Source organism: Streptomyces sp. NPDC015032, assembly GCF_043080425.1.
Taxonomy (GTDB): domain Bacteria; phylum Actinomycetota; class Actinomycetes; order Streptomycetales; family Streptomycetaceae; genus Streptomyces.
The window spans coordinates 101,540-113,943 of the sequence record NZ_JBIBVN010000022.1; the positions used below are offsets into that span (position 1 = coordinate 101,540).

Sequence of the window (12,404 nt, forward strand, 5' to 3'; positions counted from 1 at the left end):
GCGGGGGCCCCGGGGGGGGCTTTTGGGGGTGTTCGGGGGGGGGGGGGGTGTTTTCCCCGGCAAACCCCCCCCCCCCCCCGCCGGGGGGGGGTCATGTTTCACGTGAAACATGACCGCCCCCCGTTCCCGGTTCGTGCCGATCGAGCCTTCAGCGGCCTCAGCTCTGCGCGACCCACCACTTCTTGAGTTTTTCGACCGCCACGTCATGCCCCATCGGCCCATGCTCCAGCCGCAGCTCCAACAGGAACGCATAGGCCTTGCCAATCACCGGCCCCGGGCCGACACCCAGGGTCTTCATGATCTCGTTGCCGTCCAGGTCGGGCCGGATGGCATCCAGCTCCTCCTGCTCCTGCAACTGCGCGATGCGCTCCTCGAGCCCGTCATAGGTCCGTGAGAGGGCAGCGGCCTTGCGCTTGTTCCGCGTGGTGCAGTCCGAACGGGTCAGCTTGTGCAGCCGCTCCAGCAGCGGGCCCGCATCACGCACATACCGGCGCACCGCGGAGTCGGTCCACTCACCGTCACCGTAACCATGGAAGCGCAGATGAAGCTCCACGAGCTTCGAGACGTCCTTGACCGTGTCGTTGGAGTACTTGAGCGCGGTCATCCGCTTCTTGACCATCTTGGCGCCCACCACCTCGTGGTGATGGAACGAGACGCGCCCGTCCTTCTCGAAGCGCCGCGTCCTCGGCTTGCCGATGTCATGAAGGAGAGCGGCAAGGCGCAGAACCAGATCGGGGCCGTCCTCCTCCAAGTCGATCGCCTGCTCAAGAACGGTCAGCGAGTGCTCGTAGACATCCTTGTGACGGTGATGCTCGTCACTCTCCAGACGCAGGGCCGGGAGCTCCGGCAGCACCTGCTGCGCCAGACCCGTGTCGACGAGCAGCGCCAGACCCTTGCGGGGGTTGGCGGAGAGCAGCAGCTTGTTCAGTTCCTCCCTGACCCGCTCGGCGGAGACGATCTCGATGCGCGCGGCCATTTCCGTCATCGCCGCGACCACGTCAGGAGCGACATCGAAGTCCAGCTGTGCGGCGAATCGAGCGGCACGCAGCATGCGCAGGGGGTCGTCGGAGAAGGATTCCTCAGGTGTGCCGGGGGTGCGCAGCACCCGCTGGGCCAGGTCCTCAAGGCCGCCGTGGGGGTCGACGAAGTCTTTTTGAGGAAGCGCGACGGCCATCGCGTTGGCCGTGAAGTCACGACGGACGAGGTCTTCCTCGATGGAGTCGCCGTAGGACACCTCGGGCTTGCGCGAGGTCCTGTCGTACGCCTCCGACCGGTATGTGGTGACTTCGATCTGGTAGCCGTCCTTCTGGACACCCACGGTGCCGAAGGCGATCCCGACCTCCCACACCGAATCGGCCCACGGCCTGACGATCTTCAGGACGGCCTCGGGGCGGGCGTCGGTCGTGAAGTCCAGGTCGTTCCCGAGCCTGCCGAGCAGCGCGTCCCGGACCGAGCCGCCGACCAGAGCGAGACTGAATCCGGCATCCTTGAAACGGCGGGCGAGATCGTCGGCGACCGGTGACACCCGCAGCAGTTCACTGACTGCGCGGTGCTGCACCTGGGTCAGGGCACTGGAGCTGTCTTCATTGGCGTTCGACACAACTGAAAAGGGTACGTGCCCGGACCGGCCCGGTCGTCCTGGTTTCGTCCCGTCCTGCGAGACTCTTCCGATCATGTAGCGGACTCCCAGGCACTTGATGCCCGCGCACATCGTTACCATGCGGGGACGCAGCAACCGACAACCATCGACACCAGCTGACGACGACGAGGGACGGGTAGGCGCGTGGCCGAGGCGGCAGACATTCAGGGGATCGGTCCCTCTCCTGGCCGCCGGTGGCTGCGGCGCACAGCCGCCTTGATCATCGGGGCACCGCTCGTCGCGGCTCTACTGGCCGGGCCCACCGCATCCGCCGCACAGGCCGGCGGGACGGCCAAGGCCCCCACCGGCTCCGGCATGGTCGATGTGTCCCTGAACACCGTCGCTCCGAGCGCCCCGGTCAAGGGGGACACACTGACCGTCTCCGGCACCGTGACCAACCGGGGCAAGGAGACGATCACACAGGCGGAGGTCGACCTGCGAGTGGGCCCGAGGCTCTACGGCAGGACGTCGATCGACACCGCTGCCAAGCGCACCGCGTACGTCCCCGGCAGCGACCCCGCCCCGCTCGGCGGCAAGTACGCGGTCAAACTCGCAAAGCTCCCTTCCGGAATCAGCCAGGACTTCACGCTGTCCGTCCCGGTCGGCAAGTTGGGGCTCGGCGACGACGGCGTCTACCAGCTCGGTGTCTCACTGTCCGGGCAGACCTCCCGGGCCCGGTACGACCAGGTGCTGGGGATCCAGCGCACCTTCCTGCCCTGGCAGGAGAAGGAGCGCGACTCCAGGACAAAGGTCACCTATCTCTGGCCGCTCATCGCATCGCCCCACGTCACCGCCGAAACCGGCTCCGACGATCAGCAGACACCCGTGTTCGCGAACGACGACCTGGCCGCCGAACTCGCGCCCGGAGGGCGCCTCGAACAGCTGGTCTCGCTGGGCAGCCAGCTGCCCGTGACCTGGGTGATCGACCCGGATCTGCTGGCCAGCGTCGACGCGATGACGGGGAACTACCGCGTGAAGTCCGGCGACACCACGGTCGCCGGGAAGAACCAGGCCGTCGCCAAGGAGTGGCTCACCTCGCTGGAGGCCGCGGTATCCGACGGCAAAGTCGTCGCGCTGCCCTTCGCCGACCCTGATCTGGCGTCCCTCGCCCACCGTGGCAAGAACGTTTCGGGCACTCTCAGCCACCTGCAGACCGCCACGGATGTGGCCGGGACCACTGTGCAGACCATCCTGCACGTGAAGCCGTCGACCGACTTCGCCTGGCCCGTCGACGGGGCGGTCGACCCGTCGATCGTCGATGTCGCCACCTCGGCCGGCGCCCACAACGTGATCGCCCGCAGCGACAGCTTCCAGGAGAGCGACAGTCTGCCGTACACGCCGACCTCGGCCCGTCCCATCGGCGGCGGTACCACCGCCGTGGTCGCCGACGCCCGGCTCTCCACCGCCTTCCAGGGCGATATGTCAAAGGCGGGGAAGTCCACCCTCGCCGTGCAGAAGTTCCTCGCGCAGACCCTCGCGCTGGCCGATCAGGACACGGACGAGGAACGGAGCATCGTCGTCGCACCGCAGCGGATGCCGACGGTCGCCCAGGCCCAGTCGATGGCCCACGCCCTGCACGCCCTCGACGACGAACGCTGGACCCAGCCCCTCGGGCTCGTGGAAGCGTCCGAGGCGAAGCCCGACGCGGACGCGACGACCAGCGTCCCCGGATCCTCCCAGTACCCGAAGAAGCTCCGCAGCCAGGAGCTGCCCACCCAGGCCTTCCAGGACATCAGGTCCACCCAGGTCTCGCTCAACGGCTTCCAGGTCATCCTCACCCACCCCGAGCGGGTAGTGACCCCCTTCGGCAATGCGATCAACCGGTCCATGTCGACATCGTGGCGTGGCAAGCCGCTGGAGGCCCAGCAGTACCGGGACTCGGTACGCACCTATCTGCAGGGCCTCATCAACGAGGTCCAGCTCATCTCGAAGTCGGACGTCACTCTGTCCGGCCGCAGCGCCACGATCCCCGTGACCGTGCAGAACAGGCTGTTGCAGGGCGTGGACCACCTGGTCCTCCGGCTGAAGTCGGAGAACGCGACCCGGCTCAAGCTCAACGACGGCGGAGCCGTGGCGGAGCAGCCGATCCGTATCGCCGGCGGCCACAGCCAGTCCGTGAAGTTCGACGCCGCGGCCAACATCAACGGCCAGGTGCAGATGACCGCACAGCTCTACACCGAGGACGGCACTCCGTACGGCGGAGAGATGACGTTCACCGTGAAGGTCTCCGAGCTCACCCCGACCGTGCTGCTGGTGATCGCCGGCGGGCTGCTGCTTCTGGTCCTCGCAGGCATCAGGATGTACACCCAGCGCAAGCGGGCCAACGCCGCAGGCGCGGCCGGCGGCGACGGCAGTGATCCCGGGCAGCCGAGTGACCCGACGCCGGACACCGGTCCGGAAAGCGGGGCACCGTCGGACCCGGGTGAGAAAGTGGAACGTTGAGCGATGTCTGTCGCGGCCGGTCGGCCGGGGACGATGAGGTGGGGTTTCGATGAACGCGCCGTACGACAATGACCGCGGTCAGGGTGCGGGCGGAGCCGGGTCTTCGGGTGGCCCCCCGGCCCCTCCCGGGCCGGACCAGTATGCACCGACGCCCGATCCGTACCTTCAGTCCACGTACGACTACGACCCCTACCGGGCCCAGGATCTTTCCGTCCAGGACCCGGTGACCGAGGCGCTCTACGACCGCGCCGCACACCCGCCGCCGCCCCCCGGCACCTACCAGCAGCCCCAGCCGCTCTACCAGCAGCCGCCCGCGGCGCAGCACGCACCCGATCCGCGTATCTGGGCACAGACCCCACCGCCGGAGCCCGACGGGCCGTCGCGGCACCTGCCGTACGGCGACAATCCGGCGACCACCCAGTTCGTCGGGGTCGACGAACTTGTCAGCCAGGCGTCCGACGACCGTGAGCAGCCGGACGCCTTCGCGCACCTGTTCCGGGACCAGGAGGGCCAGGCGGGTTCCTCGCCCGTCCCGGCCGGGCCGGCTCCGGCGCCCGCGCCGCCCAAGTCCGGCGGCCGGGCCTCCGGCCTGCTGAAGTCCAGTGCCGTGATGGCGGCCGGCACGCTCGTGTCCCGGCTCACCGGCTTCGTCCGCAGCCTGGTGATGACCGCCGCGCTGGGCGCGGCGCTGCTCGGCGACAGCTTCACCATCGCGTACACGCTGCCGACGATGATCTACATCCTCACCGTCGGCGGCGGGCTGAACTCGGTCTTCGTCCCCCAGCTCGTCCGGTCCATGAAGGACGACGAGGACGGCGGCGAGGCCTACGCCAACCGGCTGCTGACCCTCGTGATGGTCGCGCTCGGGGTGATCGTCACGCTCGCGGTCTTCGCCGCTCCGTTGCTGATCCACATGATGTCGCCGACGATCGCCCGGGACACGGCCGCCAACAGCGTCGCCGTGACGTTCGCCCGGTACTGCCTGCCGACCATCTTCTTCATGGGCGTGCACGTCGTGATGGGCCAGATCCTCAACGCCCGCGGCAGGTTCGGCGCGATGATGTGGACCCCGGTCCTCAACAACATCGTCATGATCTTCACGTTCGGCATGTTCATCTGGGTCTACGGCACCTCCGCCGAATCCCAGATGGGGGTCCAGACGATCCCGCCGGAGGGCGTCCGGCTCCTGGGCATCGGCACCCTGCTCGGCCTGATCGTCCAGTCCCTGGCCATGATCCCGTATCTGCGCGAGGCCGGTTTCCGTTTCCGCCCGCGCTTCGACTGGAAGGGACACGGGCTCGGCAAGACGGTCAAGCTGGCCAAGTGGACCGTCCTGTTCGTGCTGGCCAACCAGGCGGGTGTGCTCGTCGTCACCCAGCTCGCGACGTCGGCGGGCAAGCTGTCCGGCAAGGACGGCGCCGGCTTCCTCGCGTACTCCAACGCCCAGCTCATCTGGGGCATGCCGCAGGCAATCATCACCGTGTCGGTCATGGCGGCCCTGCTGCCCCGCATCTCCCGCGCCGCCCACGACGACGACCCGGGCGCCGTACGCGACGACATCTCTCAGGGGCTGCGCAACTCGGCCGTGGCGATCGTGCCGGTGGCCTTCATGTTCCTTGCCCTCGGCCTGCCGATGTGCACCCTGATGTACGCCTCCGCGGGCACCGAAGCGGCCCGGTCCATGGGCTTCATCCTCATGGCCTTCGGTCTCGGTCTGATCCCGTATTCCGTGCAGTACGTGGTGTTGCGAGGCTTCTACGCCTACGAGGACACCCGCACGCCCTTCTACAACACGGTCATCGTCGCCGCGGTCAACGCGGCCGCCTCGGCCCTCTGCTATGTGGTCCTGCCGGCTCAGTGGGCCGTGGTCGGCATGGCCGCCTCGTACGGGCTCGCGTACGCCGTCGGCGTGGGCATCGCCTGGCGACGGCTGCGCAACCGGCTGGGCGGCGATCTGGACGGCTCCCACGTCGTACGCACCTACGCTCGTCTGTGCCTGGCCGCCATCCCGGCGGCGGCGCTCGGTGGCGGTGTCGGATTCGCTGTTCTCAAGGGACTCGGCGAAGGCGCCTTCGGATCACTCGTCGCGCTGATCTGCGGCGGGGCCGTTCTGCTGGGCGTCTTCTTCGTCGCCGCCAAGCGGATGCGGATCGAAGAGATCAACGGCATGGTCGGCATGGTCCGAGGGCGGCTGGGGCGCTGAGGATCACAGCCGCACAACCATCACCGCCCCTTGCGTGTCGTGCATAGCGCCGGAGTGTGGGCACAATTGGCGTGACTGTGCAGGGCTGGCTGGCATCGCGCAACGGATGGGGAGGCAGGAACGACGGTGGCGGAACGTAGCACGGCTGCCGTCGACGTGGCCGACAACAGCGGTGATGAGCCGCTGGCCGCCAAGGCGGACGAGGCCACGACCGACGGGACGGCGGAAGCGCAGGACACAACGGGCACAGAGCCGCAGGAAACGGACGGTGAGCGCATCAGCTCCGAGACCGCTCTGCCGAGCCCTGATCTGCACAGCGGACACAAACTTGCCAGACGCTACCGGCTCGAGGAGTGCGTCACCCGTCTGGACGGGTTCAGCAGCTGGCGCGCAGTCGATGAAAAGCTGCGCCGTGCGGTGGGCGTACATCTGCTTCCCGCAGACCACCCGCGAGCCCGCTCCGTGCTGGCCGCGGCCCGCTCCTCCGCACTGCTCGGCGACCCGCGCTTCGTGCAGGTGCTCGACGCGGTGGAGGAGAACGACCTCGTCTACGTCGTCCATGAATGGCTCCCCGACGCCACCGAGCTCACCTCTCTGCTGGCCGCAGGACCGATGGACGCACACGACGCGTACCAGCTCGTCAGCCAGGTCTCCCAGGCCATGGCAGCCGCGCACCGCGAGGGGCTCGCACATCTGAGGCTGACCCCGGGCGCGGTGCTGCGAAGCTCGACCGGGCAGTACCGGATCCGCGGCCTCGCGGTGAACGCCGCGCTGCGGGGCATCACCTCCGACAGCCCGCAGCGCGCGGACACCGAGGCGATCGGCGCCCTGCTCTACGCCGCGCTGACCCAGCGCTGGCCGTACGAGACCGATGCCTATGGTCTGTCCGGTCTGCCCAAGGGAGTGGGGCTGATCGCCCCCGACCAGGTACGGGCTGGTGTCCACCGCGGCTTGTCCGAGATCGCCATGCGCGCACTCGCCAACGACGGTGCCACTGCCTCCCGGCAGGAGCAGCCGTGCACCACCCCGGACGAACTGGCCAAGGCCGTTGCCGCGATGCCCCGCATCCGTCCTCCGGAGCCCACCTTCACGGCGCCCCCGGAGTACCAGCGCACGACCTACCAGCAAGGCACCTACGGGCGCCCGCCCACGGCCCCCGGCGTCACCACGCAGCCCGTGATCACCGTGCCCCCGGCACCGCTCCAGAGCCGCACCGGCAAGGTCCTCAAGTGGGCGGTGTCCGCGCTGCTCATCGCCGCATTGGGCCTCGGCAGCTGGCAGCTCGCCGAGACGCTCCTCGACCGCAACAACGACTCCGGGAGCAACGACACCACGCAGACGACCCCGAAGAACGAGGACAACAAGGCTCCGGCCCCGCTCAAGCCGCTGCGGATAACCGGTGCGACGGAGTTCATGCCCAGCGGTTCGGGGATGAAGCCGGAGGACGCGCCGAAGGCCGTCGACGGCGATGCGAGTACCGCCTGGGTCACTTACCGCTATCGGGGCTACGCCAACTTCGGCAACATCTCGAACCGCCGGGACGGCAGCGGCATCGTCGTCGATCTGGGCAGTGTTCAGGATGTCAAGGGCATCAAGGTCGAGATGTTCCGCGGTGGGCAGAAGGCCGAAGTGCTCGCGGCCGACGCGAACGCCTCCACCCCGTCGTCGCTCTCGGACTTCTCTGAGCGCCTCACCAAGCTCGGAACAGTGGGGGGCGAGCTGAAGGAGTCCCTCGCCAAGCCCGTACGGACCCGCTACGTGCTGATCCACATCACGGAGCTTCCGTCGGACGGGACGTCCGACGGCTTCCGCGGCGGAATCTCGGAGATCTCGGTACTCGGCTGACGCGAAAGGCCGGTGGGGGGGGGTCCCACCGGCCTTTCGCACACCGGCCGGCCGTCCGGCACGATCCCGTGCGGTGCGCCCTGCCGCCCACTGCCCCTGCTCACTCGAATCGTGATAGACAGACGCACCTTGACGCAGAGAGAGGGAGGGAGGGGGAGGTGGCCGCCGAGCCGTCGGAACCACTCAGCGACTCAGACCTCCTCGCTCGCCATGTGGCCGGTGAACCCGACGCCTTCGGCGAGCTCGTACGACGCCACCGTGACCGGCTGTGGGCCGTGGCACTGCGGACCCTGGGCGACCGCGAGGAAGCCGCCGACGCCGTCCAGGATGCGCTGGTCTCCGCCTTCCGGGCCGCCCATACCTTCCGCGGCCAGTCCGCCGTCACCACCTGGCTGCACCGCATCACCGTCAACGCCTGCCTCGACCGGATCCGCAAGGCAGCCACCCGCAAGACCTCGCCGGTCGATGACACCGAACGATTCGACCAGCTCCTTGAACCGCACGAGTCCGCGGAAGCCCCGGCGGAGCGCCGGGACCTGAACCGCGAACTCCTGGCCGCACTCGCCACGCTCCCCGCCGAACAGCGTGCCGCTCTGGTCCTCGTGGACATGCAGGGATACCCCGTGGCCGAAGCGGCCCACATCCTCGACGTACCGACAGGCACCGTGAAGAGTCGCTGCGCGCGGGGCAGAGCCCGGCTGGCCCCTCTGCTCACTCACCTCCGCAGTGAGGGCACAGGGGCCGGGGAACCCGACGCGGGAAGGAACCGGACGCCTCCCGCATCCGTCCCACCCGCATCGGGGCCGAGGGACGCCGGTACAAGCGATCCTGCTGCAGTGAAGGGCGGAGGTGGGCGCGCATGACATCAACGACCGACACGAGCCGGCACCCGGACATCTCGGAGATCTCCGATCTCACGGAGGGGCTGCTCCCGCCGTCACATGCGGCAGAGGTACGCAGTCATGTGGACGGCTGCGAGCTCTGCAGCAATGTCCATGCCTCACTCATGGAGATCCGTGAGCTGCTCGGCACCATGCCCACGCCTCAGCACATGCCCAACGATGTCGCAGACCGTCTCGACGCCGCGCTCGCCGCCGAGGCTCTCAGTACTGCGGCGCCCGTCGGAACAGTGCATGTTTCACGTGAAACAGAACCCTCTGCGGCACGCAAGACGGAAGCGGAGCCCGGTCTGCCCGACCGTCCTGCCGGGCGTCCCCGGGCCACCACCGGTCCCGGCCGTCGGCCGGCCCGGCGCCGCCGCACAGCCGTGCTCGGCACCGCTCTCGGCGCAGCTGTGGTCGGTGTGGGCGTCTTCATGCTGCAGAGCGTCCAGCCGTCCCAGGAGGATGCCGCCCTCAAGGCGGCGGACCGAGGCTCCAGCTCCGCAGCGAAAGGTGCAGAAACCTTCTCGGCCTCCACCCTCGAAGGCCGGGTCCAGACGCTCCTTCTGAGCGGGGGCACGGAGCCACCGCGTACGAACGGCACCAGCACCGAGAAGAAGGCGCCGCCGTCCGTCGACATTCAATCGACGCCCAAGAGCGACTCTCCCGGATCCGAGTCGCCTCGAACACCGCTGCGCGCACCCGCCGTGTCCGTCCCCCTCTGCGTGGAGCAGGGCATCGGGCGGACGACGGCGGCCCTCGCCATGGCAGAAGGCACCTACGAGGGCGCGGATGCCTTCCTCGTCGTCCTGCCGCACCCCTCCGACGCGACCCGCGTCCAGGCGTATGTCATCGACGCGGCCTGCGTCCGGGAAAAGCCCGCGTCCAAGGGGAAGCTACTGCTGACCCGCGCCTACGCACGCCCCTGAGAATCGCGCCGGACGCGGCCCCGGCACGTCGGGAATGCATCCCCCGTAGGATCCGTTGGGTGGGGTGAGAGCCGTTGAACCACCCCAGTAGGCGTGACAGTAGGCAGTCTGCAGAGACGAGGAAGAAACCCGTGAGCGACGTCCGTAACGTGATCATCATCGGCTCCGGCCCCGCGGGCTACACCGCCGCCCTTTACACCGCACGCGCCTCGCTGAAGCCGCTGGTGTTCGAAGGCGCCGTCACCGCCGGCGGTGCGCTGATGAACACCACCGACGTGGAGAACTTCCCGGGCTTCCAGGACGGGATCATGGGCCCCGAGCTCATGGACAACATGCGCGCCCAGGCCGAGCGCTTCGGCGCGGAGCTCGTCCCCGACGATGTCATCTCCGTGGACCTCACCGGCGACATCAAGACGGTCACCGACACAGCCGGCACGGTGCACCGTGCCAAGGCCGTCATCGTGACGACCGGCTCGCAGCACCGCAAACTGGGCCTGCCCAACGAGGACGCTCTCTCCGGTCGCGGCGTCTCCTGGTGCGCGACCTGTGACGGCTTCTTCTTCAAGGACCAGGACATCGCAGTGATCGGCGGCGGCGACACCGCGATGGAGGAGGCGACCTTCCTCTCCCGCTTCGCCAAGTCCGTCACCATCGTCCACCGCCGTGACTCGCTGCGTGCCTCCAAGGCCATGCAGGACCGTGCCTTCGCCGACCCGAAGATCAAGTTCGCCTGGGACAGCGAGGTCGCCGGAGTACATGGTGAGCAGAAGCTGTCCGGGCTGACCCTCCGGAACACCAAGACCGGCGAGACGTCCGAGCTCGCGGTGACCGGCCTGTTCATCGCGGTGGGCCACGACCCGCGCACCGAGCTCTTCAAGGGACAGCTCGAACTCGACGACGAGGGCTACCTCAAGGTCGACGCTCCCTCGACGCGCACCAATCTGACCGGTGTCTTCGGCGCCGGTGATGTTGTCGACCACACCTACCGGCAGGCCATCACCGCTGCCGGCACGGGCTGCTCGGCCGCTCTCGACGCCGAGCGCTTCCTCGCTGCGCTCGCCGACGACGAGAACGCCGCCGCGGCCACCGTCTGATCCACACCCCTCACCCCACACCCCAAGAAGTTAAGGAGGCCGCCGTGGCCGGCGACCTGAAGCATGTGACTGACGACTCCTTCGACGAGGTCGTCCTGAAGAGCGAGAAGCCTGTGCTGGTGGACTTCTGGGCCGCCTGGTGCGGTCCGTGCCGCCAGATCGCGCCTTCCCTGGAGGCCATCGCCGCCGAGCACGGCGACGAGATCGAGGTCGTCAAGCTCAACATCGACGAGAACCCGGCCACGGCCGCCAAGTACGGCGTCATGTCCATCCCGACCCTGAACGTCTACAAGGACGGCGAGGTCGCCAAGACCATCGTGGGTGCCAAGCCGAAGGCCGCGCTCCTCCGGGACCTCGAAGGCTTCATCAGCGAGTAGGGCTGTTGCCCGTTGTTTCACGTGAAACGGGTCCGTCCCCAAGGGGATGGACCCGTTTCGTATGACCCCTGGGCCCTGGGATCACAGCGGCCGCAGCGCCGGCTCCTTCTGGACGGCACCCAGCAACCGGTCCAGCGCCAGCTCGACGTCCTCCTTCCAGGAGAGCGTCGCCCGAAGTTCCAGTCTCAGCCGCGGATGGACGGGATGCGGCCGTACGGTCTTGAATCCCACCGCGAGGAGATGATCCGCGGGAAGCACGCAGGCAGGCTCCTTCCACCGGGCATCGCCGAAAGCCTCGATCGCTCTGAATCCCCGACGCAGCAGGTCCTTGGCGACGGTCTGCACCATGACCCGGCCCAGTCCCTGCCCCTGGTACCCCGGCATGATCCAGGCAGTCATCAACTGCACGGCATCGGGGGAGACGGGACTGGTGGGAAAGGCAGTCGAGCGCGGAACGTAGGCCGGTGGCGCATAGAGAACAAAGCCCACCGGCACATCATCGACATAGACAACACGGCCGCACGAACCCCACTCCAGCAGAACGGCCGAGATCCATGCCTCTTTTTCCAGCCCCGGCGTTCCTGCCTTTACCGCAGCCTCGCCGCTGACCGGATCAAGCTCCCAGAAGACGCACGAGCGGCAACGCTTCGGGAGATCGGAAAGGTTGTCCAGGGTGAGCGGTACGAGCCGGCGCCCCATGAAGGCTGTTCCTCGCTTCCTTCGCCCGCCACATCACGTGCGGCAGTCAGTGCACTCCGTCCCGGGAGCACGCTGCCGACAAACCCTCCGGCAGCAGCCCCCACGCCCAGCCCCACTGTCACCAGTCGGCTGCGGCTCACCGATCGCATAGCCCTCCTTCGCCGAGGCGGCTCGCAACGGATGTGCCATACCAGAACGCATCGTATCCACCCAGGGATAGAGCCGACACCGAGAGAACGCAAAGGGCGGGCTGTGTTCCCGTATCCACCGGAACGCAGCCCGCCCTGCAGCTCAT

At 68.3% G+C, this 12,404-nt stretch carries 9 protein-coding genes; 7 read left to right on the top strand and 2 right to left on the bottom strand.

Going from position 1 to position 12,404, the window contains the following annotated elements; translation table 11 throughout:
* Nucleotides 1–157: 157 nt before the first annotated feature.
* Nucleotides 158–1,600 (bottom strand): CCA tRNA nucleotidyltransferase, encoded by a 1,443-nt coding sequence (locus tag ACF08M_RS26965; protein ID WP_392187844.1) that lies wholly within the window; start codon nucleotides 1,598–1,600, stop codon nucleotides 158–160.
* A gap of 183 nt (nucleotides 1,601–1,783) precedes the next feature.
* Between ACF08M_RS26965 and ACF08M_RS26970 the strand changes: the two genes are divergently transcribed.
* From ACF08M_RS26970 to trxA, 7 genes are all read left to right on the top strand, one after another.
* Nucleotides 1,784–4,081, top strand: coding sequence for a DUF6049 family protein (locus ACF08M_RS26970; RefSeq protein WP_392187845.1), 2,298 nt, complete (start codon nucleotides 1,784–1,786; stop codon nucleotides 4,079–4,081).
* Between the two features lie 49 nt (nucleotides 4,082–4,130).
* Complete coding sequence (gene murJ, locus ACF08M_RS26975; RefSeq protein WP_392187846.1) at nucleotides 4,131–6,284, top strand: murein biosynthesis integral membrane protein MurJ; 2,154 nt, start codon at nucleotides 4,131–4,133, stop codon at nucleotides 6,282–6,284.
* A gap of 126 nt (nucleotides 6,285–6,410) precedes the next feature.
* Nucleotides 6,411–8,129, top strand: coding sequence for a serine/threonine protein kinase (locus ACF08M_RS26980; RefSeq protein ID WP_392187847.1), 1,719 nt, complete (start codon nucleotides 6,411–6,413; stop codon nucleotides 8,127–8,129).
* Nucleotides 8,130–8,287: 158 nt separating this feature from the next.
* Nucleotides 8,288–8,992 (top strand): RNA polymerase sigma factor SigM, encoded by a 705-nt coding sequence (sigM, locus tag ACF08M_RS26985; RefSeq protein WP_392187848.1) that lies wholly within the window; start codon nucleotides 8,288–8,290, stop codon nucleotides 8,990–8,992.
* The gene (locus tag ACF08M_RS26990; RefSeq protein ID WP_392187849.1) at nucleotides 8,989–9,939 is read left to right on the top strand and encodes a hypothetical protein; all 951 of its coding nucleotides are present in this window, start codon (nucleotides 8,989–8,991) and stop codon (nucleotides 9,937–9,939) included. Before sigM ends, ACF08M_RS26990 begins: the two co-directional genes overlap by 4 nt.
* Before the next feature lie 131 nt (nucleotides 9,940–10,070).
* Nucleotides 10,071–11,033 carry a thioredoxin-disulfide reductase gene (trxB, locus tag ACF08M_RS26995; RefSeq protein ID WP_392187850.1) on the top strand — a complete coding sequence of 321 codons (963 nt, stop codon included), beginning with the start codon at nucleotides 10,071–10,073 and terminating at the stop codon, nucleotides 11,031–11,033.
* Nucleotides 11,034–11,077: 44 nt separating this feature from the next.
* The gene (gene trxA, locus ACF08M_RS27000) at nucleotides 11,078–11,410 is read left to right on the top strand and encodes a thioredoxin (protein ID WP_392187851.1); all 333 of its coding nucleotides are present in this window, start codon (nucleotides 11,078–11,080) and stop codon (nucleotides 11,408–11,410) included.
* An 81-nt stretch (nucleotides 11,411–11,491) separates the two neighbouring features.
* On the opposite strand, the gene ACF08M_RS27005 is transcribed toward trxA, so the two are convergent.
* A complete protein-coding gene (locus ACF08M_RS27005) occupies nucleotides 11,492–12,109 on the bottom strand; it encodes a GNAT family N-acetyltransferase (RefSeq protein ID WP_392187852.1) in 618 nt (205 codons plus the stop codon).
* Nucleotides 12,110–12,404 lie beyond the last annotated feature (295 nt).

Coding starts and splice junctions, on each gene's coding strand:
- murJ (WP_392187846.1), top strand. CDS start 4,131: ATGAACGCGCCGTACGACAATGACCGCGGTCAGGGTGCGGGCGGAGCC.
- ACF08M_RS27005 (WP_392187852.1), bottom strand. CDS start 12,109: ATGGGGCGCCGGCTCGTACCGCTCACCCTGGACAACCTTTCCGATCTC.
- ACF08M_RS26990 (WP_392187849.1), top strand. CDS start 8,989: ATGACATCAACGACCGACACGAGCCGGCACCCGGACATCTCGGAGATC.